A 23870-nucleotide genomic window follows, 5' to 3' on the forward strand; every position below is an offset into this window, starting at 1 on the left:
CCGCCCGCCCGCCCCTAGAAATCGGAGAACACACCACATGACAACGACGTCAGCGACGTCGACGCGCGGTGGAGCGCGCGTCCACGTCCAGCGCTTCGGCACCTTCCTCTCGGGAATGGTCATGCCGAACATCGCGGCCTTCATCGCCTGGGGCTTCATCACGGCCCTCTTCATCCAGACCGGATGGCTCCCGCTCCTCGGCATCGACGCCACCTGGGTCCAGCAGTTCGGCGGCTGGAGCACGGATCCCGACGTGGTCAACACCGGCCTCGTCGCCCCGATGATCACCTACCTCCTCCCGCTCCTCATCGCGAACACCGGCGGCCGCATGGTCTACGGCGCCCGCGGAGGCGTGGTCGGCACCATCGCGACCATGGGCGTCATCGTCGGCGCCGGCATCCCGATGTTCATCGGCGCCATGATCATGGGCCCGCTGTCGGCGTGGCTCATGAAGAAGGTCGACTCGATCTGGGACGGCAAGATCAAGCCCGGCTTCGAGATGCTGGTCAACAACTTCTCCGCCGGAATCCTCGGCCTCCTCCTCGCGCTCCTCGCCTTCGCGGGCGTCGCGCCGCTCGTGGTCGGCCTCTCGACCGCCCTCGGTGCGGGCGTGGAGTTCCTGGTCAACGCGGGCCTGCTCCCGCTGACCTCGCTCTTCATCGAGCCGGCGAAGATCCTCTTCCTGAACAACGCCATCAACCACGGCATCCTCACGCCGCTGGGCGTGCAGCAGGCGGAGGAGGCGGGCAAGTCCTACCTCTTCCTCCTCGAGGCCAACCCCGGCCCCGGCATGGGCGTGCTCCTGGCCTTCGCGTTCTTCGGCGTCGGCGCGGCCCGCGCCTCGGCTCCCGGTGCGGCGATCATCCACTTCATCGGCGGCATCCACGAGATCTACTTCCCGTACGTGCTGATGAAGCCGGCGCTGCTCGCGGCCGTCATCCTCGGCGGTGCGACCGGTGTCGCGACGAACGTCGCGTTCAACTCCGGCCTCCGCGCCCCCGCCTCGCCCGGCTCGATCATCGCGGTGCTCCTGCAGACCGCGAACGACAGCTTCCTCGGCGTCATCCTCTCGGTGATCCTCGCGACCGCCGTGTCGTTCCTGGTGGCCTCGGTCATCATCCGGTCCGGCCGCAAGCGCGACCTGGCCGCGGAGCAGGAGGGCGACGACAAGCTCGCCGCCGCCGTCGCCGCCAACGAGGCGAACAAGGGCAAGGAGAGCGCCGTCGGCTCGCTCATCAACGCCCGCGGCGCCAACGCTCCGCAGGACTCGGCCGGCGCCTCGACCGCGGGGGCCACGGCAACCGCGACCCAGGTCCGGAACATCGTCTTCGCCTGCGACGCCGGCATGGGCTCGTCCGCGATGGGCGCCTCGGTGCTGCGGAACAAGATGAAGAAGGCGGGCTTCGAGGACGTCACGGTCACCAACAAGGCGATCGCCGCTCTCGAGGACGACGTGGACCTGGTCATCACCCAGGCCGAGCTCACGGAGCGCGCCCGCCAGCGCACTCCGGGCGCCATCCACGTCTCCGTGGACAACTTCATGAACAGCCCGAAGTACGACGAGGTCGTCTCGCTGGTCGCGGAGCAGCACGGCAAGTAGTACGCCAACCATTCGGAGGGAACCCGTAGGGTGCGACAGAGCGGACACGCTCCGCTCGCCCCTGCGGGTTCCCTCGCTGTCAGCACCTCCACGGAAGGACGCACCCCATGAGCGACGTGCTCACCATCGGACAGATCGACGCCTCCGGCACCGCCACCACGAAGGAGGCCGCCATCAAGGAGGCCGCCGACATGCTGGTCGGCGTCGGCGCGGTCACCCCCGCCTACTACGAGGCCATGCTCGCCCGAGAGGCGACCGTCTCGACCTACATGGGCAACCTGCTCGCCATCCCGCACGGCACCAACGACGCGAAGGACGAGATCCGCTCCTCCGCCCTCTCGTTCGTGCGCTATGCGCAGCCGATCGACTGGGACGGCAACGAGGTGCGCTTCGTCGTCGGCATCGCCGGCGTCGACAACGAGCACCTCGAGATCCTCTCCAAGATCGCGATCATCTTCTCGGAGGAGGACGAGGTGCAGAAGCTCCTCGACGCCCCGGACGCGCAGTCGCTCTACAGCCTGCTGGGCGAGGTCAACTCCTGATGCCCACCGCCGTCCACTTCGGCGCCGGCAACATCGGCCGCGGCTTCGTCGGCCTGATCCTGCACGGCGCCGGCTACGAGCTCGTCTTCGCCGACGTCAACTCCGAGCTGATCGGCCGCCTCGCCGCTGCCGACAGCTACGAGGTGCACGAGGTGGGGGAGGAGGCGGCCACGCACGTCGTCGACCGCTTCCGCGCGATCGACTCGGCCGCCGACGAGGAGGCTCTCGTCGGCGAGATCGCCGCCGCCGACATCGTCACCACGGCCGTCGGCCCGAACATCCTGCGCTTCGTCGCCCCCGTGATCGCGAAGGGCCTCGCGGCCCGCGACGAGTCGGCGCCGCGGCTGGCGGTCATGGCCTGCGAGAACGCGATCAACGCCACGCGCCTCCTGCAGACCGAGGTCGCCGCGAACCTCGGTGCGGACGAGTGGGAGCGCCTGCGCACCCGCGCCGTCTTCGCCGACACCGCGGTGGACCGCATCGTCCCCAACCAGGACCCGGGCCAGGGCCTGGACGTGACGGTGGAGAGCTTCTTCGAGTGGGTCGTCGACCGCACTCCGTTCGAGGGCACCGAGCCGGAGATCCCGGGCGCGACCTGGGTCGACGACCTCGAGCCCTTCATCGAGCGGAAGCTCTTCACGGTGAACACCGGCCACGCGACGGCCGCCTACACCGGCTTCGCGGCCGGAGCGCACAAGCTCTCCGACGCGCTGGCGATGCCCGAGGTGCACGACGCGGTCAAGGCCGCGCTCGAGGACACCAAGGCGCTCATCGTGGCCAAGCACGGCTTCAGCGACGAGGAGCAGCAGGCCTACCTCGAGAAGACGCTGAAGCGCTTCGCGAACCCGTACCTGACCGACACGGTCGACCGGGTGGGACGCCAGCCGCTGCGGAAGCTGTCGCGGCACGAGCGCTTCATCGGACCGGCGGCCGAGCTCGCCGAGCGCGGGCGCACGCCGGAGGGACTGCTCGCCGCGATCGGCGCCGCGCTGCGCTTCGACGTGCCCGAGGACCCCCAGAGCGTGGAGCTCCACGAGAAGCTGGCCGCGCTCACCCCGGAGGAGTTCGTGGCGGAGGTCACCGGCCTCACGGCCGAGCATCCGCTCTTCGACCGGGTCGTGGCGGTCGTCCGCGGCTAGTCCCGTGGCCGCACGGCGGTGAACGACGACGAGGTCCCCTGCTTCCCGCGGGGGACCTCGTCGTCGTCTGCGGCGGCTCGGGCGGAGCGCTAGAACAGCCGCCAGCGCGTGAGCGGCCAGGCCACGGCGAAGACGCGTCCGGTGACCCTGTCGATCGGCACGGTCTTCACGCACGTGTCGATCGGCCCGCCGGCGCCGCGGCACTCGCCGAGCGAGTCGTTGGAGTTCGACCGGTGGTCGCCCAGGACGAAGAGGGAGCCCTCGGGGACGGCGTACTCGTCGAAGCAGCGGAGGGACGCGGGGCTCGTCGTGCAGTCGAGGGTCCCGGGGGTGAAGGGGAAGTCCTCGAACACGTAGGACTCGTCCAGCGGCTTCCCGTCGACCAGCACGTGCCCCTCGGCGTCGCAGCAGGAGACGGTGTGGCCCCCCTCGGCGATCAGCCTCTTGACGAGGAACTCCTCGTGGGAGGGGCCGATGCTGGTGACGTCGCCGAACGTCTTCACGATCTCGGAGAGGGGGCTGCCGGCCTCGTCGCTCGCGCCCCAGTCGGCGTCGCGCGAGAAGACGACGATCTGGCCCTCCTCCGGCCCGCCCTGGAGGGCGAGGGTGCGGTCGACCAGGATGCGGTCGCCGAAGAATCCGCCGCCCTGGAGGGTGTTCTCCATCGAGCCGGTCGGCACCGTGTACACCTTCACGAAGAAGGTCTGCACCAGGGCGATGACCGCGATCGCCGCCAGGACCGTCACCACCGGGTGCGAGTACCAGCTCCGCCTCGCGGTCGCTGACCTCGTCGTGCGCGCCATGTGCTCTCCCTCCGGCTCGACGGAGCCAGCCTAGGCGGCGGCGGACGCAGGGCAGGGCAGGGGGCGCGCGTCGGGCGCGGAGGCGGAGGAGGGGGCGACACGCCCGAGGTGGCGGAGCGGCCGCGATTCGCGTAGTATCGACCCTTGGTGTTTTGCGCGTGCTCCGGCATGCCCGCGAACCCCGATCCGGGCTCTCGCCCGGTGGTGGCTCGTCGCGGAAACATTCGCACGACCAGTACACACACTACTTCCGAACGACAGTGAGGCTATGGCCAAAAAAGACGGTGTCATCGAAATCGAAGGTGCGGTTGTCGAGGCGCTCCCCAACGCGATGTTCCGCGTGGAGCTGACCAACGGACACAAAGTTCTCGCCCATATCTCGGGCAAGATGCGTCAGCACTACATCCGGATCCTCCCCGAGGACCGGGTGATCGTGGAGCTGAGCCCCTACGACCTGACCCGCGGCCGGATCGTCTACCGCTACAAGTAGGCGTTCGCTCCGCTGACGTTCGCGACGTGCGTGTCCTGTAAGGAACGGCCCCGGCATCCGCCGGGAGCACGACGCCAGCGAAAACAAGGACAAGAACAATGAAGGTCAACCCCAGCGTCAAGCGCATCTGCGACCACTGCAAGATCATCCGCCGCCACGGCAACGTGATGGTCATCTGCAGCAGCAACCCCCGCCACAAGCAGCGCCAGGGCTAGTCCCGCTGCTTCCGCGAGGGAGCGCAGGGGCGGCGTGCCGCCCCCACTGCACAACTGAACACACCCGCAGCACCAGAAATCGCGCAGCACCCCGGCGACCCCGGGGTGGACGGCGAGGACACCTTCGGTCGGAGGCCGAGGCACCGGTGCTGCTTCACACCTCCACTCACTCACAGGAGAAGCCACAATGGCACGTCTGGCAGGAGTAGACATCCCGCGCGAGAAGCGCGTGGAGGTCGCACTGACCTACATCTACGGTGTCGGCCGCACTCGCGCGCTCAAGACCCTGAGCGACACCGGGATCGACGGCAACATCCGCGTCAAGGACCTCAGCGACGACCAGCTCGTCTCGCTCCGCGACTACATCGAGGGCAACTACAAGGTGGAGGGCGACCTCCGCCGCGAGGTCGCCGCCGACATCCGCCGCAAGGTCGAGATCGGCTCGTACGAGGGCCTCCGCCACCGTCGCGGCCTCCCGGTCCGTGGACAGCGCACCAAGACGAACGCGCGCACCCGCAAGGGACCCAAGCGCACCGTCGCCGGCAAGAAGAAGGCCGGCCGCAAGTAACGCGGGCGACACGGACCTAGAGGAGATACAGAATTGGCTACCCCCAAGTCGGCCGCGCGCAAGCCGCGCCGCAAGGAGAAGAAGAACATCGCTGTGGGCCAGGCCCACATCAAGTCGACGTTCAACAACACCATCGTCTCGATCACCGACCCCTCCGGGGCCGTCATCAGCTGGGCCTCGTCCGGCGGAGTCGGCTTCAAGGGCTCGCGCAAGTCGACGCCGTTCGCCGCCCAGCTCGCCGCCGAGTCGGCCGCGCGCCAGGCTCAGGAGCACGGCATGAAGAAGGTGGACGTCTTCGTGAAGGGCCCCGGCTCGGGTCGTGAGACCGCGATCCGCTCGCTCCAGGCCGCAGGCCTCGAGGTCGGCTCGATCAACGACGTCACCCCGCAGGCGCACAACGGCTGCCGCCCGCCCAAGCGTCGTCGCGTCTAAGCAGCACTCGCAGCCGTCGGCCGGCCGCACGAACCGCCTCCGGGCGGGGAGTGCGGCCGACCGGCGGATCGCGCATTTCTTTCACAACTCCACACCTCGCAAACGCACGTGTCATATAGCGGACACGTGATCGAAAGGAATCATCAGTGCTTATCGCACAGCGTCCGACGCTCACCGAGGAGAACATCTCGGAGTTCCGTTCCCGCTTCGTCATCGAGCCCCTCGAGCCCGGCTTCGGCTACACGCTCGGCAACTCGCTGCGTCGCACCCTGCTGTCCTCCATCCCCGGCGCCGCTGTCACCAGCATCCGGATCGACGGGGTCCTGCACGAGTTCACGACCGTCCCGGGCGTCCGCGAGGACGTCACCGAGATCATCCTGAACATCAAGGGACTCGTCGTCTCCTCCGAGCACGACGAGCCGATCACCGCCTACCTGCGCAAGCAGGGAGCCGGCCAGGTCACCGCTGCGGACATCTCGGCTCCGGCCGGTGTCGAGATCCACAACCCGGAGCTCGTCATCGCCACGCTGAACGACAAGGCGAAGTTCGAGCTCGAGCTCACGATCGAGCGCGGCCGCGGCTACGTCTCGGCGACCCAGAACCGCAGCGAGTTCTCCGAGGCCGGCCAGATCCCGGTCGACTCGATCTACTCGCCCGTGCTGAAGGTCACCTACCGCGTCGAGGCCACCCGTGCCGGCGAGCGCACCGACTTCGACCGCCTGGTCGTGGACGTGGAGACGAAGGCGGCGATCTCGCCGCGCGACGCCATCGCCTCCGCCGGACGCACGCTGACCGAGCTGTTCGGTCTCGCCCGCGAGCTGAACAACGCGGCCGAGGGCATCGAGATCGGCCCCGCGCCGGTCGACGCGGTCCTCTCGACCGAGCTGTCCATGCCCATCGAGGACCTCGACCTCTCGGTGCGCAGCTACAACTGCCTCAAGCGCGAGGGCATCAACAACGTCAATGAGCTCGTCGCCCTCTCGGAGACGCAGCTCATGAACATCCGCAACTTCGGTCAGAAGTCGGTGGATGAGGTCAAGGAGAAGCTGACGGAGCTCGGCCTGTCGCTCAAGGACTCGGTCCCCGGGTTCGACGGCGCCCACTTCTACAGCTACGACGACGAGAGCATCTAGGTCCTCCGCTCCGGAGCCCCGGCTCCTCGCGTCCGACCTGCTGACACCCCTTTAGTACTGGAGTAAACCCATGCCCAAGCCCACCAAGGGCCCCCGCCTCGGAGGCGGACCCGCACACGAGCGCCTGCTGCTGGCGAACCTGGCCGCGGCCCTGTTCACGCACAAGAGCATCAAGACGACCGAGACCAAGGCCAAGCGCCTTCGTCCGCTCGCCGAGCGCCTGGTGACCTTCGCCAAGCGCGGCGACCTGCACGCCCGCCGTCGCGTCCTCGCGACGATCGGCGACAAGTCGGTCGTCCACGAGCTCTTCACCGAGATCGCTCCGCTCGTCGCCGAGCGCGAGGGCGGCTACACCCGCATCACCAAGATCGGCCCCCGCAAGGGAGACAACGCGCCCATGGCCGTGATCGAGCTCGTCCTCGAGCCCGTCACGCCCAAGGCGAAGAAGTCGCGCACCGCCACGGCGCCCGTGTCCGCTCCGGTGGACGAGGCCCCCGCCGAGGAGACCACTGCCGAGGAGACCCCCGTCGAGGAGGCGCCCGTGCAGGACGCTCCCGTCGAGGACGCCGCGCAGGACGCTCCTGTCGAGGAGACCGGCGCGACCAAGTAGTCACGCCCCCTCTGCCGAGAGCCCTCCGTCCCCTCCGGGGCGGGGGGCTCTCGTCGTTCCACGGGGCCGAGTGGCGCGAATCGTCGCTTACGATGGCACGGCTGCGCTCGTCGGGTGCGGCCGCGTCACGACCGGCGCTCCCGGGGTCCGCCCCGACGATCCTCGGAGGACTTCTTTGCGACTGCGCTCCTCGGCCGCTGCGGCGCTCCTCGCCCTGGCACTCGCGGGCGGAGTGAGCGGCTGCGCCTCCGGCGAGGTGATCGACGTGCCGGAGTCGGCGGGTCTCGCGAGCACGACCCCCGTGCCGTCGGCCGCACCGACCGTGTCCTCCGTGCCCTCCGTGCCGTCGAGCGAGGGCGTGGACTGCGCGACCGCTCTCCCCGCCTCCCTGGTCGAGCAGGAGGCCGGCTCGACGGCGGGCACCGTGTCGATCACCGCCGCGGGAGACACGTGCTCCTACGCCGTCGACGGCGGCGACCCGGTCGTCGTGCTGACGCTGCACCGCGGGCCCCTCGTCGAGACCTTCACCGGTGCGGGCGAGGCGCTCGGCGCCGTGCCGGTCTCGCTGGGCACGGCCGCCTACTGGGTGCAGGGCATCGCCTCCGCTCCCTCCGAGCTGGCCGTGCTCGCAGGCGGCTGGGAGGCGCGGATCGTCTCCTCGGTCGGCGAGCAGTCGACGCTGGTCGGCTGGGCGGTCTCGGCCCTGGCGGCCGTCGACGTCCCGCTCGCGGTCGCCTGAGCCGCGACCACGGCGCGCTCTAGACTCGTCTGATGCTCCACCGCGTCCGCCTCGACCTGGCCTACGACGGCTCGCACTTCTCCGGGTGGGCCAAGCAGCCCGGCCTCCGCACCGTGCAGGGGGTGCTCGAGGAGTCGCTCGCCCTGGTGCTGCGCTCCGAGCAGCACCCGACCGTGACGGTCGCCGGGCGCACCGACGTCGGCGTGCACGCCAGCGCCCAGGTCGCCCACGTCGACCTCACCCCCGAGCAGTGGGGCCGCATCAGCACCGGCCGGCGCCGACCGGGGGAGGAGCCGTTCCCGCCCGCGTCGATCCTGGAGCGGCGGCTCCGCGGGATCCTCGGGCAGTACACCGACGTCTCGGTGCACCGGGTGACGGAGGCGCCGGAGGGGTTCGACGCGCGGTTCTCGGCGCGCTGGCGGCGGTACGAGTACCGGCTGGCCGACGCCTCCTCGATGCGCCACCCGCTCGACCGCACGTACACCACCTGGATCACCGACTCCCTCGACCTCGACGCGATGTCGGCCGCGGCCCGCTCGCTCCTGGGCCTGCACGACTACGCGTCGTTCTGCCGTGCCCGCGCAGGGGCCACCACCATCCGGAGCCTGCTCGACTTCACCTGGGAGCGAGACGCCGACGGAGTCCTGCACGCCCACCTGCGCGCGGACGCCTTCTGCCACAGCATGGTGCGGGCCCTCGTGGGGGCGTGCGTCGCGGTCGGCGCCGGGAAGCTCGAGGCGGGGGCGGTCCCGCTGCTGCGGGACGCCGCCCGACGGACCAACGCGTTCGCGGTGATGCCGGCCCGCGGCCTCATCCTCCGCGAGGTCGACTACCCCGAGGACGACGCGCTCGCCGAGCGGGCCCTGCTCACCCGCGCGAAGCGCACCGTGCGGACCGAGGGGCCGGACCCGGAGGACTCGGAGTGAGGCGAGGGTGCGCGACCGCGCCCCGCGACCCGTGGCGGCTCGGGTCGCACCTCCCGCCGCCGGAGCCCCTGCCGCCACGATCCGTGCTTGGCCGCACGGGGGCTTTGCTGTAATGTCGACCCTTGGTGTTTTCGGCCGTGTGCCGAGCGCCCGAAGTTGAGCCCTCCACCGGATCGGTTCGGCCCCTCGCGGGTCGAACGGCCACGGAGCGGGATCCACGAACACCTCACTCCGACCAGAAAGCAGCACTCACGTGACTCGCACTTTTTCTCCGAAGCCGGCTGACGTCCAGCACGACTGGATCGTCATCGACGCGTCCGACGTCGTGCTCGGCCGTCTCGCCACCCACGCCGCGGCGCTCCTGCGCGGCAAGCACAAGGCCACCTTCGCGCCGCACATGGACATGGGCGACTTCGTCATCATCGTCAACGCGGAGAAGGTCGCCCTCACCGGCCAGAAGCTCCTCCAGAAGAAGGCCTACCGCCACTCCGGCTACCCGGGCGGCCTCTCGGCCACCACGTACGCCGAGCTCCTCGAGAAGAACCCGGTCCGCGCCGTCGAGAAGGCCATCCGCGGCATGCTCCCCAAGAACTCCCTCGGCCGCGCCCAGCTGCGCAAGCTGAAGGTCTACACGGGATCCGAGCACCCCCACGCGGCCCAGCAGCCGCAGGCGTACGCCTTCACCCAGGTCGCCCAGTAGGCTCCGGCCCTCCCCGACACCCCAGACTTCGAAGACAAAGGATCACCTACACCGTGGCGAAGATCGCAGACCAGATCGACGTGGCTCCCGAGAGCTACTCCACCGAAAGCCCGGCCACCGAGGCGTCCACGACGCCCCGCGCCGTCCTCAACGTCTCCGGCGCAGCCGTGGGCCGACGCAAGCAGGCCATCGCCCGCGTGCGACTCGTCCCCGGCAACGGCGGCATGACCGTCAACGCCCGCGAGTTCGCGGAGTACTTCCCCAACAAGCTGCACCAGCAGCTGATCACCGACCCCTTCAAGGTGCTCGACCTGATCGGCTCCTACGACGTGGTCGCCAAGATCACCGGCGGCGGCCCCTCGGGCCAGGCCGGCGCGCTGCGCCTCGCCATCGCCCGTGCGCTCAACGAGATCGACCGCGAGAACAACCGCGCGATCCTGAAGAAGGCGGGCTTCCTGACCCGCGACGCCCGCGTCATCGAGCGCAAGAAGGCCGGTCTCAAGAAGGCCCGCAAGGCGTCCCAGTTCTCGAAGCGCTAGTCGACGCGGCCTGACGGCCGCACGACCAGCAGCTCGAGAAGGGACTGCGCACCATGCCGCGCCTGTTCGGAACAGACGGCGTCCGTGGCCTCGCTAATCGCGAGGTCACGGCCGACCTGGCTCTCGGCCTCGCCCAGGCGGCCGCCCGTGTACTCGGAGCGGCCGCCCGGGCCGAGGGCCGTCGGCCCGTCGCCGTGCTCGCCCGCGACCCCCGCATCTCCGGTCAGTTCATCGGAGCCGCGGTCGCGGCGGGTCTCGCGAGCGCGGGAGTCGACGTGCTCGACGCCGGCGTCATCCCGACGCCCGCCACCGCCTACCTCATCGCCGACGAGAACGCCGACTTCGGCGTGATGATCTCGGCCTCGCACAACCCCGCAGCCGACAACGGCATCAAGTTCTTCGCCGCAGGCGGACGCAAACTCCCGGACGAGCTCGAGAACCGCATCGAAGCGGCCCTCGGAGTCCCCCCGCTCACGCCGACCGGAGCCGACGTCGGCCGCATCACCCGCTTCTCCGACGCGGAGGACCGTTACGTCCTCCACCTGCTCGGATCCCTCGAGGGCACCCGTCTCGACGGCCTGCACGTGGTCATCGACTGCGCGCACGGCGCCGCCGCCGGCATCTCGCCCCAGGTGTTCACCGACGCCGGAGCGACCGTCACCGTCATCGGCAACGACCCCGACGGCCTCAACATCAACGACGGAGTGGGCTCCACCCACCTCGACAACGTCGCCGAGGCCGTCCGCGCGGCCGGCGCCGACATCGGCATCGCCCACGACGGCGACGCCGACCGCTGCCTCGCGGTGGACGCCCAGGGCCGCATCGTCGACGGCGACCAGATCATGGCGATCCTCGCGACAGCCATGGCCCGCCGCGGCGCCCTCCGCGACGACGTCCTCGTGGCCACCGTCATGAGCAACCTCGGCCTCAAGCTCGCCATGCGCGACGCCGGCATCCGCGTCATCGAGACCGCGGTCGGTGACCGCTACGTCCTCGAGGCGATGAACGACGGCGGCTACTCGCTCGGCGGGGAGCAGTCCGGCCACGTCATCATGAGCCGCTACGCCACCACCGGCGACGGGGTGCTCACCGGCCTCCAGCTCGCGGCCGAGATGGCCCGGACCGGACGCACGATCGCCGACCTGGCCGCAGTCATGTCCGTCTTCCCGCAGACCCTCCTCAACGTGCGCGGCGTCGACCGCGAGGGCGTCCGCGACGACGAGGTCATCGCCTCCGCCGTCGCCGACGCCACCGCCGAGCTCGGCAGCGACGGCCGCGTGCTCCTGCGCCCCTCCGGCACCGAGCCGATGGTGCGCGTCATGGTCGAAGCGAAGACGCAGGAGACGGCCGACCGCCTCGCCGAATCGCTCGCCGCGGTCGTGCTCGAGCGGCTGCGCTCTTAGGGAGCCGCTCCCTGCGCGGCTCCTCGCGGTCGGCCTGGAGAGGTGGTCGCGATGGGTGGAGCGGGGCGCGTTCGCCGCGGGTGAATCGCTTTGCACGCGATTCCCACGACGGCTCGTGGGTTGGGCCGCTCCCTGCGCGGCTCCTCGCGGTCGGCCTGGAGAGGTGGTCGCGATGGGTGGAGCGGGGTGCGTTCGCCGCGCGGGAATCGCTTGGCACGCGATTCCCACGACGGCTCGTGGGTTGGGCCGCTCCCTGCGCGGCTCCTCGCGGTCGGCCTGGAGAGGTGGTCGCGACGGGTGGAGCGGGGTGCGTTCGCCGCGGGTGAATCGCTTGGCACGCGATTCCCACGACGGCTCGTGGGTTGGGCCGCTCCCTGCGCGGCTCCTCGCGGTCGGCCTGGAGAGGTGGTCGCGATGGGTGGAGCGGGGCGCGTTCGCCGCGGGTGAATCGCTTGGCACGCGGCTGTGTTCGTTGCGGGGCCGCTCCCTGCGCGGCCCCTCGCGGTCGGCTTCGCGAGGTGGTTGCGATGGGTGGAGCGGGGCGCGTTCGCCGCGTGGGAATCGCTTGGCACGCGGCGGTGCTTGTTGCGGGGCCGCTCCTTGCGCGGCACCTCGCGGTCGGCTTCGCGAGGTCGTTGCGCGGGTGGAGCGGGTCGCGTTAGCCGCGCGAAAATCGCTTGGCACGCGATTCACGCTGACGGCTCGTGGGTGGCGGCGAGCCTGCGCCGATCCTGCGGTGGAGGGGTTCGAGGAGGTCGGTGGCTGCGCGGTGCGCGCGGCGGCGAACAGCGACCGGGGGCGCAGTCAGATCTTGCGGAGGAGGACCGAGGAGACGGTGTGGTCGGCCTGCTTGCGGAGGACCAGGCTCGCGCGGGAGCGGGTGGGGCGCACGTTCTGCAGCAGGTTCGGCTCGTTGATCGCGGCCCAGATGCTCCGCGCGCGCTCGCGGGCCTCATCCGGGCTGAGCGCCGCGTATCGGTGGAAGTAGGAGTTCGGATTCGCGAACGCGCCCTGCTGCAGGGTGAGGAAGCGCTCCTCGTACCAGCGCGCGATGTCGCTGGTCCGGGCGTCGACGTAGACGGTGAAGTCGAACAGGTCGCTCACCGCCAGGCCGTGACCGGGTACCGGCGGCTGCAGCACGTTCAGGCCCTCGACGATCAGCACGTCCGGCCGCCGCACGACGATCTCGGCGTCGGGGACGATGTCGTAGGAGAGGTGCGAGTAGAACGGCGCGCGCACCTCCGCGGCCCCGCCCTTCACCTCCGAGACGAAGCGGAGCAGCGCCCGCCGGTCGTACGACTCGGGGAAGCCCTTGCGGCTCATCAGACCGCGGCGCTCCAGCTCGCGGTTGGGCAGCAGGAAGCCGTCGGTGGTCACCAGCTCGACGCGGGGCGTGTCCTCCCAGCGGGCGAGCAGCTCCCGAAGCAGGCGCGCGATCGTCGACTTGCCCACCGCGACCGACCCCGCGACGCCGATCACGAACGGAGTCGGCTGCGCGCGCTCCCCGAGGAACGTGCTCGTCGCGCGGTGCAGGTGCCGCGCGCCACCGGCGTACAGGCTCAGCAGGCGCGAGAGCGGCAGGTAGACCTCCGCGACCTCGGTGAGGCTCAGCCGGTCGCCCAGCCCCCGCAGCTGCACGACCTCGGTCTCCGACAGCGGCAGCTCCGTGGTGCGGGCGAGCTCGGCCCAGTCGGAGCGGACGATCTCGACGAAGGGGGAGGGGTGCGCGTCGCGCGCGGGATCGCGAGGAGACGACGGCATGGGGACCGATCCTAGCGTCCGCCCCGCCGGGTGCCCGACGCCGCGGGAGGCGCCTCCGCGCCGCTTAGAATCGAGCGCATGTGTGGAATCGTTGGATACGTCGGTGAGCGCGACAGCCTGGCCGTGCTGCTCGGGGGCCTGAAGCGTCTGGAGTACCGCGGCTACGACTCGGCCGGCGTGGCCGTGATCGACGCCGACGGGCAGCTCGACAGCCGCAAGCGCTCGGGCAAGCTCAGCGTCCTCGTCGACGACCTCGAAGCGCACCCGCTGGCCGAGGGCACCACGGGCATCGGCCACACCCGCTGGGCGACGCACGGCGGCCCGACCGACCGCAACGCCCACCCCCACCTCGCGGACGAGGGCAGGCTCGCCGTCATCCACAACGGCATCATCGAGAACTTCCAGCCGCTCAAGGAGCAGCTGCTCGCCGAGGGCGCCGTCTTCGAGAGCGAGACCGACACCGAGGTCGCCGCGCACCTGATCGCCCGCGAGTACCGCCGCACCGGCGACCTCGTGCTCGCCTTCCAGGCCGTCGTCGCGCACCTCGAGGGCGCGTTCACCCTGCTCGCCCTGCACCAGGACCAGCCCGGCGTGGTCGTCGGCGCGCGCCGCAACTCGCCGCTCGTGATCGGCCTGGGCGACGGGGAGAACTTCCTCGGCTCCGACGTCGCGGCGTTCGTCGAGTTCACCCGCCGCGCGGTCGCCATCGGCCAGGACCAGATCGTCACGATCACCCCGGAGCTCGTCACGGTGACCGACTTCTTCGGCAACCCCGTCGAGACCGAGCCGTTCGAGATCGCCTGGGACGCGTCGGCGTCCGAGAAGGGCGGCTGGTCGAGCTTCATGGCGAAGGAGATCACCGAGGGCCCCGAGGCCGTCGCGAACACGCTCCGCGGCCGCATCCACGAGGGCGCGATCACGCTGCCCGAGCTCGACGCGCTCGGTCCGGTGCTGACGGAGATCGACCGCATCACGATCATCGCCTGCGGCACGGCCGCCTACTCGGGCATGGTCGCCAAGTACGCGATCGAGAAATGGGCGCGCGTCCCCGTCGAGGTCGAGCTCAGCCACGAGTTCCGCTACCGCGACCCGGTGCTCACCCCGCGCACCCTCGTCGTCTCGATCAGCCAGTCCGGCGAGACGATGGACACGCTGATGGCGGTCAAGTACGCCCGCGAGCACGGCGCCAAGACGCTCTCGGTCTGCAACACCCAGGGCGCGACGATCCCGCGCGAGTCGGACGCCGTGCTCTACACGCACGCGGGACCCGAGGTGGCGGTCGCCTCGACCAAGGCCTTCGTCGCCCAGATCGCGGCGCTCTACCTCTTCGGGCTGCATCTGGCCGCGGTGCGCGGAGCCGCCTCCACCGAGCTCGTCGCCTCGCAGGCGGCCCAGCTCGCCGCGATCCCGGAGAAGCTCTCCCGCGTGCTCGACGCCTCCGACGACATCGCCCAGCTGGCCGGCTGGATGGCCGACACCCGCGCGGTGCTGTTCCTCGGCCGCCACGTCGGCTACCCGGTGGCGCTCGAGGGCGCGCTGAAGCTCAAGGAGCTCGCCTACATCCACGCCGAGGGCTTCGCGGCGGGCGAGCTCAAGCACGGCCCGATCGCGCTGATCGAGCCGGGCCAGGTCGTGTTCGTGATCGTGCCGAGCCCGAGCGAGTCGTACGAGCTGCAGCGAAAGGTGATCTCGAACATCCAGGAGATCAAGGCCCGCGGCGCCCGCGTCATCGCGATCGCGGAGCAGGGCGACACGGCCGCGATCCAGATCGCCGACGAGGTCGTGCCGATCCCGCTCGCCGACCCGCTGTTCGAGCCGCTGCTCGCCGTCACCCCGCTGCAGATGTTCGCGATGGAGCTCGCCGCCGCCAAGGGCCTCGACGTCGACCAGCCGCGCAACCTCGCCAAGTCGGTCACGGTCGAGTGATCGAGCCGTGATCGTGGGGATCGGGGTGGACGTCGTGGACCTCGCGCGCTTCGAGCGCTCGCTGACGCGCACGCCCCGGCTCCGCGACCGGCTGTTCGCCGAGAGCGAACGCTCGCTCCCCGTCGCCTCACTGGCGGGCCGCTTCGCCGCCAAGGAGGCGCTGATCAAGGCGCTCGGCGACTCCGTGGGCGCCGGGTGGCACGACATGGTCGTCGAGCGGGACGAGCACGGGAATCCGTCCTTCGCGCTGCACGGCCCGGCCCGGGCGGCCGCGGAGGCGCGGGGGATCACGCGCGTGCACCTCTCGATGACGCACGACGCGGGCGTCGCCTGCGCGTTCGTGGTGGCCGAGTCGTGAGCGTCCCTGCGTCGTACCGCGAGGCGGTGATCGACGTCGACGCGATGGCGGCGAACGCCGCGCGTCTGCGCGAGCTCACCGGCGCTCGCCGGCTCATGGCCGTCGTCAAGGCCAACGGCTACGGGCACGGCGCCCTGGCCGCGGCGCAGGCGGCGCTCGACGGCGGCGCGGACGCCCTCGGCACCGCGGAGCTGCGGGAGGCCGTGGCCCTGCGCGAGGCCGGCGTCGTCGCTCCGATCCTCTGCTGGCTGCACGACCCCGGCGAGGACTTCGATGCGGCGCTCGAGCACTCGATCGACGTCGCCGTCTCCTCGGTCGACCAGCTCGGCACGCTCGCACAGTCGGCGGAGGACCGCGGAGTGCGCGCGGCCGTGCAGCTCAAGGTCGACACGGGCCTCAGCCGCAACGGCGCCGCGGAGGAGGAGTGGCCGCACCTGGCGGAGGCGCTCGCCCGTCACAGCGCTCGCGGCACCGTCCACCTCACCGGGCTGTTCTCGCACCTGTCCAACACCTCGCGCGAGGACGACCTCGCCCAGCTCGCGCTCCTCCGCCGCGCCGAGGCCGTGCTGGCCGCGCACGGGGTGCAGGCGCCGGTCCTGCACCTCGCGGCGACGGCGGCGGCGCTGCGCCTTCCGGAGGCACGCCTCGACATGGTGCGCAGCGGCATCGCCCTCTACGGACTCTCGCCGTTCGAGGACGAGACCTCTCTCCAGCTCGGGCTCGTCCCGGCGATGACGCTCCAGGGCCGCGTCGCCGGCGTCCGCCGGGTGCCCCACGGGACCGGCGTGAGCTACGACTACACCTGGCGGGCCGAGGGCGGGACGACCCTCGCGCTCGTGCCGTTCGGCTACGCGGACGGCATCCCGCGGAGCGCCTCCGGTGTCGCGGAGGTCTCGATCGGCGGCCGCCGCCACCGGATCGCCGGGCGGGTCGCGATGGACCAGTTCGTCGTCGACGTGGGGGATGCGGGCGTTGCGACGGGCGACCCGGTGACGCTCTGGGGCGACCCGACGACCGGCGTCCCCTCGGTCGACGAGTGGGCGCGGTGGTGCGGCACCATCAACTACGAGCTGGTCACCCGGCTCGGGCCGCGCGTCCAGCGGCGGCTGCTGAGCGCGGCGGACGGCCGTGCCTGAGCGCTCCTGGTTCGCGGACCGCGTCGTCGAGGTCGCTGATCCGGAGGCCATGGCGGAGCTCGGCCGCGAGCTCGGCCGAGTGCTGCGCGCCGGCGACCTGCTGGTGCTGACGGGGCCGCTCGGCGCGGGCAAGACGACCTTCACGCGCGGGCTCGGCGAGGGCCTCGACGTGCGGGGTCCCGTGACGAGCCCCACCTTCGTGATCGCGCGGACGCACCCGCCGCTGCACGACGGGCCGCCGCTCGTGCACGTCGACGCCTACCGCGTGGGCTCGCCGGTCGAGCTCGACGACCTCGACCTCGATCCGGCGCGCTCGGTGGTCGTCGTGGAGTGGGGGGCCGGGATGCTGGACGGCGTCGCGGAGTCCTGGCTCGACGTGGTCATCGAGCGGCCGACCGCCGGCTCCGACGCCGAGGAGGGCGAGGAGCCGATCGAGCCGCGGACCGTCCGCTTCCGCGGCACCGGCTGGAGCTGAGCCCGCGGGTACCCTGGACGCGTGCTCCTCGCGATCGACACCTCCTCCGGAACCTCCGTCGCCGTCGTCGACTCCGCTGGCGCCGTGCGCTCGGAGCGCACCGAGACCGACACCATGCGCCACGCGGAGGTGGTCGGCCGGCTGATCCAGGAGGCGCTCGAGGCGGCCGACGTGGCTCCCGGGGGCATCGAGGCGGTCGCCGTGGGCATGGGCCCCGGCCCCTTCACCGGCCTCCGGGTCGGGATCGCCGCCGCCCGGGCCTTCGCGCTCGGCCGCGGCGTCCCCACCCTCCCCGTGGTCTCGCACGACGCGATCGCGCTCGCCGCGCTGCGGCACGGGCGCGCCGCCGGCTTCCTCGTCGTCACCGACGCCCGCCGCCGCGAGCTGTACTGGAGCGCCTACGACGGGCTCGACGATCAGGGACTCCCCGTCCGCCTCGCCGGCCCGGGCCTGGACAAGCCGCCGGCCCTCCCGCATCCGGAGCTCCCGCGCCTGGAGGCCGAGTCGGTCTCCGCCGGCGAGCTCGGAGTCGTGGCCGCCCGCCTGCGCGCGGCCGGCCGGCCCGGTGCCGCGGACGAGCCCCTCTACCTCCGCTCGCCCGACGTCACGCTGTCGGCCGGCCCCAAGCGGGTGACCGCATGAGCGAGGCCGTGCTCCGCGACGCGCAGGCGGACGACCTCGACGCCGTCATGGCGATCGAGCAGTCCGAGTTCGTCGGCGACGCCTGGTCGCGGGGGATGATGGCGGAGGAGATCCGGAGCCGTCACACCCGGTACCTGGTCGCCGAGCAGGACGGCGAGGTGGTCGGCTACGCCGGGCTCCTCTGCCCCGTCGGCGCTCACGAGGGCGACGTGCAGACGATCGCGGTCGTCGCCCGGGTCCGCCGCACCGGCCTCGGCCGCCGACTGCTGCGCGCGCTCCTCGAGGCGGCCCGCGAGCGAGGCGCCCGCGAGGTCTTCCTCGAGGTCCGCGCCGACAACCCCGCCGCGCAGACCCTCTACCGCTCGGAGGGCTTCGAGGAGATCGGCGTCCGCCCCGCCTACTACCAGCCCGACGGAGTGGACGCGATCGTGATGCGCCTGCCGCCGACCCCGACCCAGGAGACCCCGTGAGCACCGGACCCCTCGTCCTCGGCATCGAGACCAGCTGCGACGAGACGGGGATCGGCATCGTCCGCGGCACGACGCTGCTCTCGAACACCATCGCCTCCTCGATGGAGGAGCACGCCCGCTACGGCGGCGTCGTGCCCGAGGTGGCCGCCCGGGCGCACCTGGAGGCGCTCGAGCCCGCCCTGCACGCGGCGCTCTCCGAGGCCGGTGTCGCGCTCGGCGACCTGGACGCGATCGCGGTCACCAGCGGACCGGGACTCTCGGGCGCACTCATGGTCGGCGTCGGAGCGGCGAAGGCGCTCGCCGTCTCGCTCGGCCTGCCGCTCTACGCCGTGAACCACCTCGTCGGACATGTGGGAGCCGACGTCCTCCGGGCCGACGGCAGCGAGGGCAGCCCCGTCGAGGTGCCGACGATCGCGCTGCTGGTCTCGGGCGGGCACACCTCGCTCCTGCACGTGCGCGATCTGGTGTCGGACGTCGAGCTGCTCGGCGAGACCATCGACGACGCCGCCGGCGAGGCCTTCGACAAGGTGGCGCGCGTCCTGGGCCTGCCCTATCCCGGCGGACCGCAGATCGACCGGGTGGCGGCGGACGGGGACCCGAAGGCGATCCGCTTCCCCCGCGGGCTCAGCCTGCCGAAGGACCTCGAGCGCCACCGCTACGACTTCTCGTTCTCAGGGCTGAAGACCGCGGTCGCCCGCTGGGTCGAGAAGCGCCAGGACGCGGGGGAGGAGGTGCCCGTGGCCGACGTCGCGGCGAGCTTCCGCGAGGCGGTCGCCGACGTCCTGCTCACGAAGGCGTTCGCCGCCTGCCGCGACCGGGGCGTGCCGCGCCTCCTGCTCGGGGGCGGCGTGGTCGCCAACGCCCGGGTGCGCGCTCTGGCGGAGGAGCGGTGCGCGGCCGCGGGAGTGACCCTGCGGATCCCGGCGCTCTCGCTCTGCACCGACAACGGCGCGATGATCGCCGCACTGGCGGCGCAGCTGATCGAGGCGGGGCATCCGCCGTCGGGGCTCGGCTTCGGGGCCGACTCGACCCTCCCGGTCACCGAGATCCAGGTCCGCTGAGGCCTCTACCGGGCGGCGGCCGGGCCGCGCAAGCGCCGTCCAGCTTTTTGACAGGCGGATCGTGCCACTGCCACTCTTGGCCGCATCCGCTCGTTCCTGACCCTGGGGGATTCCATGACCACTCCGTACACGCCCGCGTCCGACCGCTACAACATCCTGGCGATCATCGGCTTCATCGCCTCGTTCTTCGTCTCCATCGTGGGCATCGTGCTGGGCTTCATCGCCCTGTCGCAGATCAAGCGCACGGGGGAGAAGGGCCGCGGCCTCGCCCTCGCCGCCGTCATCATCGGCTTCGTCGCGATCATCATCACCATCATCTCGTTCGTCGCGCTCTTCTCGATCGCGGCGACCATGCCCACGACCGGGTACTGATCGACACGCCTCCGAGGCTCGGGGGCGCCCGCACCACCAGGAGGACACCGTGACCGACGACACCGCGCCCGGACCGCAGACCGGACCGGCGCCCGCGCCGTTCGCCCCTCCGCTCGGCGAGCCGTCGGCGGCCTACCCGCCGCCGACGGCCGCCGCCGATCCCTACCCCGGTCTCCCGCCCCGCCGCCCGCCGATGAATCCGCTCGCGGTCGCGGCTCTGGTGTGCGGACTGCTGGGGCTGGCGCCCGCCGCCATCGTCCTCGGCCACATCGGCTTCGCCCAGGCCCGACGCTCCGGACAGCGCGGCCGCGGTCTCGCGGTCGCCGGCTTCGTGCTGGGCTACCTCGCGATCGTCCTCGCGGTGATCGCCTACCTCGCCTGGACGGCCTTCGTCGGCGACCTGCGCGACGGCGGGTACCTGCCCGCGTGAGCGGACGGAACCCCTCCGCCGCCGCCCGGGTGCTGGCTAGACTCGCGCCATGAGCGACGACAGCACCCGTCCCGGCCCCGGCTCCGACGAGCAGCACGGCTCCGTCCCGGTCCCGCCGGCCCCGCCCGTCCCCCCGGCTCCGCCCGCTCCGCCCTCGGCCGCGTCGCAGCCGTCGGTGCCGCTCGCCGACTCCGCACCGCCGGCCTACGGGTCGCCGCCGCCGCCCGCGTACCCCTCGGCGCCCGCCTACTCCTCCGCGCCCGGCCACCCCGCCGCCTATGCGGCCGCACCGGCGCCCGTCGTCCCCCGCACGCTGAGCCTCGTCGGGATGATCCTCGGCATCGTCGGCCTGGTCATCACGCTCTTCGCCGCCGGTTTCGGCTTCCTGCTGTCGGCTCCGGCCGTCGTGCTCGGCTTCCTCGGACGCCGGCGCGAGCCGGCCGCGCGCGGCTTCGCGCTGACCGCGATCATCACCGGGTTCGCCGGCATCGCCGTCTCGCTGATCTACCTGGCGGTCTTCCTCGTCTTCGTCGTGGTCGCCCTCGCCGCCGGCACCTCCGGCTACTGAGCCGGCGCGGGCCGCTCGACGCGCTCCGCGAGCAGCGCGCGGTGGCGCCCGGCGATCCGCGTCAGGATCAGCACCGCGCTGCCGGTGCCGGAGAGGCCCAGCCGCTTGCGGAAGCGGGCGGGGTCGACGTCCACCCCGCGCTTCTTGATCTCGAGCACGCCGATGCCGCGGGTGCGCAGCTCCTTCGCCAGCGTGCGCTCGTCCAGCGGCAGCTCGGCGAGGACCCGGAAGCTGCGGAGGAAGGGCGAGGCGGCCGCATCGTCGCCCGTCAGGTAGGCGATGCCGGGCGAGAGCATCCGCGAGCCGCTGGAGCGCGCGAGCTCGCCCAGGAGGCGCGCGCGGATCGCGGAGCCGTCCGGCTCGTGCACGAACGCGCCGAGGGGGCCGACCTCCTCGTCCTCGCTGTCGCCCGCCGCGGTGAGCTCGGAGGAGCCGGTCGCGCCGAGCAGCAGAGCGGAGCGGCGCACGCCCGGGCGCGCCAGAGAACCGAACCAGAGCCCGGTCTCGACCAGCTCCCCGTCGACCGAGACCCACTGCGCCTCGGCGTCCCGCGGCAGGCGCTCGCGGTCGAAGCCGGGACCCACCTTCACGCCCACGGGACGCTGCTCGGCCAGGCCGAACGCGAAGTCGAGCGAGGGGGAGTAGTCGTCCGGATCGTCGAGCCGGCGGGTCTCGCGGTGGCCCGCCGTGCGGCGTGCCGGGTCCAGGTAGACGGCGTCGAAGCCGTCGAGGTCGAAGGCCTCGGCCGTCGAGTGCACGGCGCTCGCCGCGGGGAACGGGGCGAGGTTGAAGCTGGCCAGGGTCGCGGTGACCTCGTCGGCCTCGACGGCGGTGACCGCCAGGTCGATCGCGGCCATCGCGAGGGCGTCGCCGCCGATCCCGCTGCCGAGGTCGGCGACGCGCGCCGCTCCCGCCGCGGCGAACCGGCCGGCGTGCAGGGCGGCGACGCGCAGCCGCGTCGCCTGCTCGAGTCCCGCGTCCGTGAAGAGCATCGAGCGGGCGAACTCGCCGAACTTCGCCTCCGCCTTCTGCCGGAGCCTCGCCTGGGTGAGCACCGCGGCGACGAGGACGGGGGAGTGGCCGGCGGCCCGGAGGCGTGCCACGGCCCGCACCAGGTCGTCGGACCGGTAGCCGTCGAGGGAGTCGAGGAGCCGGAGGCCCTCGGGGGAGAGGAGCTCGACCAGCTCGTCGCGTCGCATCCGGCCATGGTAGGCCACGGCCTCCCGGCGGGTCCGCCGCCCCGCTTGGCACTCTGATTGCACGAGTGCCAGCGGAGCCCCTACGATGGATCTAGCACTCTCGGAGCGTGTGTGCCAGAACCGCGTTCCGCCCACATCGTCGTCAAGAAAGAGGTCAACCGTGTCGGTGTCCATCAAGCCGCTCGAAGATCGCATCGTCATCAAGCAGGTCGAGGCGGAGCAGGTGACCGCTTCCGGTCTCGTCATCCCCGATACCGCCAAGGAGAAGCCGCAGGAGGGCGAGGTCGTCGCCGTCGGACCCGGTCGCATCGACGACAACGGCAACCGCGTGCCGCTCGACGTCGCCGTCGGCGACAAGGTGATCTACTCCAAGTACGGCGGAACCGAGGTCAAGTTCGGTGGCGAGGACCTGCTGGTCCTCTCCGCTCGCGACGTCCTCGCGGTCGTCGTCCGCTAGGCAGCATCCCTCGGAAGGGCCCGTCGACCTCGGTCGGCGGGCCCTTCCGTCGTTCCCGGTCCTCCTCGCGGCCAGTGGCCTGATCCGCCCGCTACGGGGCCGTCTCCCCACCCCGCGGCTGCGTAGCATCGGGGGAGTGACCAGCTCCCGCACCCCTGCCGAGTCCGTCTCGCCGTCCCCTTCGGACGTGCCCGTCGGCGAAGGAGTGGAGGCGCTCGGAGCGGCGGGACGCCCGGGCGGGATGTCCGGCACGGGGCTGCTGTTCGCGTTCTCGGCCTACCTGCTCTGGGGTGCGATGCCCCTCTACTTCATCGCGATGGCGCCGGCGTCGCCGTTCGAGATCGTCGCGTTCCGGGTGCTCTTCTCGCTCGTCTTCTGCGTGATCCTGCTCACGGTCCTCCGCGGCTGGCGCTCCTTCGGCGCGCTGCTGCGCCGCCCCCGCCTGCTCGGCGTGATGGCGATCGCGGGCGTGCTCATCTACGTCAACTGGCAGGTCTACGTGATCGCCACGACCACGGGTCACGTCATCGAGGCGGCTCTGGGCTACTTCATGAACCCGCTGGTCACGGTGCTGCTGGGCGTCCTGGTGCTGCGCGAGCGCCTCCGGCCCCTGCAGTGGGCCGCGATGGGCGTCAGCGCGGTCGCGGTGCTGGTCATCGCGGTGGGCTACGGATCCTTCCCGTGGATCTCGCTCGCCCTCGCCTTCTCGTTCGGCCTCTACGGCCTGGTGAAGAGCCGCGTCGGCGGCACGGTGGACGCGGTCGGCGGGCTGACGCTCGAGACGCTCTGGCTGACGCCGCTCGCCGTCGTGCAGCTGGCGGTCGTCGGCTCCACGGTGGGGCTGACCCTGACGACGGAGGGGACGGGGCACGCCCTCATCCTCGCCTCGGCTGGGATCGTCACGGCCGTCCCGCTGCTCCTGTTCGCGGGCGCCGCCCGGCGCCTCCCGCTGTCGATCGTCGGCTTCGTGCAGTACCTGACGCCGTTCCTGCAGTTCCTCGTCGGGGCCTTCGTGCTGCACGAGGAGATGCCGCTCGAGCGCTGGATCGGCTTCGCGCTGGTGTGGGCCGCCCTGGCGATCTTCTCAGGCGACCTCGTCGCCGCGGAGCGCAGACGGCGCCGATCCTCCGTCTGATCTGCGGAACGCGTCGTCCTGGCGCGGCGCGACAGCGGAAT

29 protein-coding genes are annotated in these 23870 nt (G+C 71.8%); 26 read left to right on the forward strand and 3 right to left on the reverse strand.

Features of this window, described 5'->3' with window-relative positions:
* The first annotated feature begins 37 nt into the window (after nucleotides 1-37).
* From C5D66_RS14335 to C5D66_RS14345, 3 genes are all read left to right on the forward strand, one after another.
* Nucleotides 38-1600 carry a PTS mannitol transporter subunit IICB gene (locus C5D66_RS14335; RefSeq protein ID WP_104224995.1) on the forward strand — a complete coding sequence of 521 codons (1563 nt, stop codon included), beginning with the start codon at nucleotides 38-40 and terminating at the stop codon, nucleotides 1598-1600.
* 107 nt (nucleotides 1601-1707) lie between these two features.
* The gene (locus tag C5D66_RS14340) at nucleotides 1708-2142 is read left to right on the forward strand and encodes a PTS sugar transporter subunit IIA (RefSeq protein ID WP_104224996.1); all 435 of its coding nucleotides are present in this window, start codon (nucleotides 1708-1710) and stop codon (nucleotides 2140-2142) included.
* Nucleotides 2142-3281 (forward strand): mannitol-1-phosphate 5-dehydrogenase, encoded by a 1140-nt coding sequence (locus C5D66_RS14345; RefSeq protein ID WP_104256573.1) that lies wholly within the window; start codon nucleotides 2142-2144, stop codon nucleotides 3279-3281. Before C5D66_RS14340 ends, C5D66_RS14345 begins: the two co-directional genes overlap by 1 nt.
* Nucleotides 3282-3370: 89 nt before the next feature.
* Here C5D66_RS14345 and lepB read toward each other — a convergent pair whose 3' ends face one another.
* On the reverse strand, nucleotides 3371-4084 hold the full coding sequence (gene lepB / locus C5D66_RS14350) for a signal peptidase I (protein WP_104256574.1): 714 nt from the start codon (nucleotides 4082-4084) through the stop codon (nucleotides 3371-3373).
* 268 nt (nucleotides 4085-4352) lie between these two features.
* On the opposite strand from lepB, the gene infA reads away from it, so the two are divergent.
* The 11 genes from infA to glmM all read left to right on the forward strand — a co-directional run bounded on the left by infA (nucleotide 4353) and on the right by glmM (nucleotide 11839).
* Complete coding sequence (gene infA / locus C5D66_RS14355; protein WP_022883252.1) at nucleotides 4353-4574, forward strand: translation initiation factor IF-1; 222 nt, start codon at nucleotides 4353-4355, stop codon at nucleotides 4572-4574.
* A gap of 98 nt (nucleotides 4575-4672) precedes the next feature.
* Nucleotides 4673-4789 carry a 50S ribosomal protein L36 gene (rpmJ, locus tag C5D66_RS14360; protein ID WP_055787164.1) on the forward strand — a complete coding sequence of 39 codons (117 nt, stop codon included), beginning with the start codon at nucleotides 4673-4675 and terminating at the stop codon, nucleotides 4787-4789.
* A 187-nt stretch (nucleotides 4790-4976) separates the two neighbouring features.
* A complete protein-coding gene (gene rpsM, locus C5D66_RS14365; protein ID WP_068251511.1) occupies nucleotides 4977-5357 on the forward strand; it encodes a 30S ribosomal protein S13 in 381 nt (126 codons plus the stop codon).
* Nucleotides 5358-5390: 33 nt separating this feature from the next.
* Nucleotides 5391-5789: a 30S ribosomal protein S11 gene (gene rpsK, locus C5D66_RS14370; RefSeq protein WP_055787170.1), complete on the forward strand. Its 399-nt coding sequence runs from the start codon at nucleotides 5391-5393 to the stop codon at nucleotides 5787-5789.
* Nucleotides 5790-5935: 146 nt separating this feature from the next.
* Nucleotides 5936-6922, forward strand: coding sequence for a DNA-directed RNA polymerase subunit alpha (locus tag C5D66_RS14375; protein ID WP_104224999.1), 987 nt, complete (start codon nucleotides 5936-5938; stop codon nucleotides 6920-6922).
* A 70-nt stretch (nucleotides 6923-6992) separates the two neighbouring features.
* Complete coding sequence (gene rplQ, locus C5D66_RS14380; protein ID WP_104225000.1) at nucleotides 6993-7532, forward strand: 50S ribosomal protein L17; 540 nt, start codon at nucleotides 6993-6995, stop codon at nucleotides 7530-7532.
* Nucleotides 7533-7707: 175 nt separating this feature from the next.
* A complete protein-coding gene (locus C5D66_RS14385; RefSeq protein ID WP_104256575.1) occupies nucleotides 7708-8271 on the forward strand; it encodes a hypothetical protein in 564 nt (187 codons plus the stop codon).
* A 32-nt stretch (nucleotides 8272-8303) separates the two neighbouring features.
* Nucleotides 8304-9197 (forward strand): tRNA pseudouridine(38-40) synthase TruA, encoded by an 894-nt coding sequence (locus C5D66_RS14390; RefSeq protein WP_104256576.1) that lies wholly within the window; start codon nucleotides 8304-8306, stop codon nucleotides 9195-9197.
* Between the two features lie 253 nt (nucleotides 9198-9450).
* Complete coding sequence (gene rplM / locus C5D66_RS14395; RefSeq protein WP_104225003.1) at nucleotides 9451-9897, forward strand: 50S ribosomal protein L13; 447 nt, start codon at nucleotides 9451-9453, stop codon at nucleotides 9895-9897.
* 53 nt (nucleotides 9898-9950) lie between these two features.
* A complete protein-coding gene (rpsI, locus tag C5D66_RS14400; protein WP_104225004.1) occupies nucleotides 9951-10436 on the forward strand; it encodes a 30S ribosomal protein S9 in 486 nt (161 codons plus the stop codon).
* Between the two features lie 53 nt (nucleotides 10437-10489).
* Nucleotides 10490-11839, forward strand: a complete 1350-nt coding sequence (gene glmM / locus C5D66_RS14405) for a phosphoglucosamine mutase (protein ID WP_104256577.1) — start codon at nucleotides 10490-10492, stop codon at nucleotides 11837-11839.
* A gap of 804 nt (nucleotides 11840-12643) precedes the next feature.
* Here glmM and coaA read toward each other — a convergent pair.
* Nucleotides 12644-13600: a type I pantothenate kinase gene (gene coaA / locus C5D66_RS14410; RefSeq protein WP_104234153.1), complete on the reverse strand. Its 957-nt coding sequence runs from the start codon at nucleotides 13598-13600 to the stop codon at nucleotides 12644-12646.
* Between the two features lie 78 nt (nucleotides 13601-13678).
* Between coaA and glmS the strand changes: the two genes are divergently transcribed.
* The 10 genes from glmS (at nucleotide 13679) to C5D66_RS14460 (ending at nucleotide 21038) form a co-directional block, all read left to right on the forward strand.
* Nucleotides 13679-15526 (forward strand): glutamine--fructose-6-phosphate transaminase (isomerizing), encoded by a 1848-nt coding sequence (gene glmS / locus C5D66_RS14415; RefSeq protein ID WP_104227413.1) that lies wholly within the window; start codon nucleotides 13679-13681, stop codon nucleotides 15524-15526.
* A 7-nt stretch (nucleotides 15527-15533) separates the two neighbouring features.
* Complete coding sequence (locus tag C5D66_RS14420) at nucleotides 15534-15884, forward strand: holo-ACP synthase (protein WP_104256578.1); 351 nt, start codon at nucleotides 15534-15536, stop codon at nucleotides 15882-15884.
* On the forward strand, nucleotides 15881-17020 hold the full coding sequence (gene alr, locus C5D66_RS14425; RefSeq protein ID WP_104256579.1) for an alanine racemase: 1140 nt from the start codon (nucleotides 15881-15883) through the stop codon (nucleotides 17018-17020). The genes C5D66_RS14420 and alr overlap by 4 nt, the downstream gene beginning before the upstream one ends.
* Before the next feature lie 49 nt (nucleotides 17021-17069).
* Nucleotides 17070-17495 carry a tRNA (adenosine(37)-N6)-threonylcarbamoyltransferase complex ATPase subunit type 1 TsaE gene (gene tsaE, locus C5D66_RS14430; protein WP_104225016.1) on the forward strand — a complete coding sequence of 142 codons (426 nt, stop codon included), beginning with the start codon at nucleotides 17070-17072 and terminating at the stop codon, nucleotides 17493-17495.
* A gap of 21 nt (nucleotides 17496-17516) precedes the next feature.
* The gene (gene tsaB / locus C5D66_RS14435; protein ID WP_104225011.1) at nucleotides 17517-18137 is read left to right on the forward strand and encodes a tRNA (adenosine(37)-N6)-threonylcarbamoyltransferase complex dimerization subunit type 1 TsaB; all 621 of its coding nucleotides are present in this window, start codon (nucleotides 17517-17519) and stop codon (nucleotides 18135-18137) included.
* Complete coding sequence (rimI, locus tag C5D66_RS14440; RefSeq protein WP_104256580.1) at nucleotides 18134-18607, forward strand: ribosomal protein S18-alanine N-acetyltransferase; 474 nt, start codon at nucleotides 18134-18136, stop codon at nucleotides 18605-18607. The genes tsaB and rimI overlap by 4 nt, the downstream gene beginning before the upstream one ends.
* Nucleotides 18604-19668, forward strand: coding sequence for a tRNA (adenosine(37)-N6)-threonylcarbamoyltransferase complex transferase subunit TsaD (tsaD, locus tag C5D66_RS14445; RefSeq protein ID WP_104256581.1), 1065 nt, complete (start codon nucleotides 18604-18606; stop codon nucleotides 19666-19668). The genes rimI and tsaD overlap by 4 nt, the downstream gene beginning before the upstream one ends.
* 114 nt (nucleotides 19669-19782) lie before the next feature.
* Complete coding sequence (locus tag C5D66_RS14450; RefSeq protein ID WP_104234158.1) at nucleotides 19783-20040, forward strand: DUF4190 domain-containing protein; 258 nt, start codon at nucleotides 19783-19785, stop codon at nucleotides 20038-20040.
* A 49-nt stretch (nucleotides 20041-20089) separates the two neighbouring features.
* On the forward strand, nucleotides 20090-20470 hold the full coding sequence (locus C5D66_RS14455) for a DUF4190 domain-containing protein (protein WP_104234159.1): 381 nt from the start codon (nucleotides 20090-20092) through the stop codon (nucleotides 20468-20470).
* A 49-nt stretch (nucleotides 20471-20519) separates the two neighbouring features.
* The gene (locus C5D66_RS14460; protein ID WP_104274232.1) at nucleotides 20520-21038 is read left to right on the forward strand and encodes a DUF4190 domain-containing protein; all 519 of its coding nucleotides are present in this window, start codon (nucleotides 20520-20522) and stop codon (nucleotides 21036-21038) included.
* Here C5D66_RS14460 and C5D66_RS14465 read toward each other — a convergent pair.
* The gene (locus C5D66_RS14465) at nucleotides 21032-22237 is read right to left on the reverse strand and encodes an SAM-dependent methyltransferase (RefSeq protein WP_104256105.1); all 1206 of its coding nucleotides are present in this window, start codon (nucleotides 22235-22237) and stop codon (nucleotides 21032-21034) included. The two genes, C5D66_RS14460 and C5D66_RS14465, sit on opposite strands and share 7 nt — an antisense overlap.
* 160 nt (nucleotides 22238-22397) lie before the next feature.
* Between C5D66_RS14465 and groES the strand changes: the two genes are divergently transcribed.
* Both groES and rarD read left to right on the forward strand, forming a co-directional pair.
* Nucleotides 22398-22694 carry a co-chaperone GroES gene (groES, locus tag C5D66_RS14470; protein ID WP_097167691.1) on the forward strand — a complete coding sequence of 99 codons (297 nt, stop codon included), beginning with the start codon at nucleotides 22398-22400 and terminating at the stop codon, nucleotides 22692-22694.
* A 241-nt stretch (nucleotides 22695-22935) separates the two neighbouring features.
* On the forward strand, nucleotides 22936-23829 hold the full coding sequence (gene rarD, locus C5D66_RS14475; protein ID WP_104224726.1) for an EamA family transporter RarD: 894 nt from the start codon (nucleotides 22936-22938) through the stop codon (nucleotides 23827-23829).
* Nucleotides 23830-23870: the final 41 nt, after the last annotated feature.

The organism is Rathayibacter sp. AY1B4 (assembly GCF_002932815.1).
Classification (GTDB): domain Bacteria; phylum Actinomycetota; class Actinomycetes; order Actinomycetales; family Microbacteriaceae; genus Rathayibacter.

Excerpts from the sequence above, each read along its gene's own strand:
- glmM (WP_104256577.1), top strand. The coding sequence starts at position 10,490 with ATGCCGCGCCTGTTCGGAACAGACGGCGTCCGTGGCCTCGCTAATCGC.
- C5D66_RS14450 (WP_104234158.1), top strand. The coding sequence starts at position 19,783 with ATGACCACTCCGTACACGCCCGCGTCCGACCGCTACAACATCCTGGCG.
- rpmJ (WP_055787164.1), top strand. The coding sequence starts at position 4,673 with ATGAAGGTCAACCCCAGCGTCAAGCGCATCTGCGACCACTGCAAGATC.
- coaA (WP_104234153.1), bottom strand. The coding sequence starts at position 13,600 with ATGCCGTCGTCTCCTCGCGATCCCGCGCGCGACGCGCACCCCTCCCCC.
- C5D66_RS14465 (WP_104256105.1), bottom strand. The coding sequence starts at position 22,237 with ATGCGACGCGACGAGCTGGTCGAGCTCCTCTCCCCCGAGGGCCTCCGG.
- C5D66_RS14390 (WP_104256576.1), top strand. The coding sequence starts at position 8,304 with ATGCTCCACCGCGTCCGCCTCGACCTGGCCTACGACGGCTCGCACTTC.
- glmS (WP_104227413.1), top strand. The coding sequence starts at position 13,679 with ATGTGTGGAATCGTTGGATACGTCGGTGAGCGCGACAGCCTGGCCGTG.
- rimI (WP_104256580.1), top strand. The coding sequence starts at position 18,134 with ATGAGCGAGGCCGTGCTCCGCGACGCGCAGGCGGACGACCTCGACGCC.
- rpsM (WP_068251511.1), top strand. The coding sequence starts at position 4,977 with ATGGCACGTCTGGCAGGAGTAGACATCCCGCGCGAGAAGCGCGTGGAG.
- rarD (WP_104224726.1), top strand. The coding sequence starts at position 22,936 with ATGTCCGGCACGGGGCTGCTGTTCGCGTTCTCGGCCTACCTGCTCTGG.
- rplQ (WP_104225000.1), top strand. The coding sequence starts at position 6,993 with ATGCCCAAGCCCACCAAGGGCCCCCGCCTCGGAGGCGGACCCGCACAC.
- lepB (WP_104256574.1), bottom strand. The coding sequence starts at position 4,084 with ATGGCGCGCACGACGAGGTCAGCGACCGCGAGGCGGAGCTGGTACTCG.
- C5D66_RS14460 (WP_104274232.1), top strand. The coding sequence starts at position 20,520 with ATGAGCGACGACAGCACCCGTCCCGGCCCCGGCTCCGACGAGCAGCAC.
- infA (WP_022883252.1), top strand. The coding sequence starts at position 4,353 with ATGGCCAAAAAAGACGGTGTCATCGAAATCGAAGGTGCGGTTGTCGAG.
- C5D66_RS14335 (WP_104224995.1), top strand. The coding sequence starts at position 38 with ATGACAACGACGTCAGCGACGTCGACGCGCGGTGGAGCGCGCGTCCAC.
- C5D66_RS14345 (WP_104256573.1), top strand. The coding sequence starts at position 2,142 with ATGCCCACCGCCGTCCACTTCGGCGCCGGCAACATCGGCCGCGGCTTC.
- C5D66_RS14340 (WP_104224996.1), top strand. The coding sequence starts at position 1,708 with ATGAGCGACGTGCTCACCATCGGACAGATCGACGCCTCCGGCACCGCC.
- tsaE (WP_104225016.1), top strand. The coding sequence starts at position 17,070 with ATGGCGGAGCTCGGCCGCGAGCTCGGCCGAGTGCTGCGCGCCGGCGAC.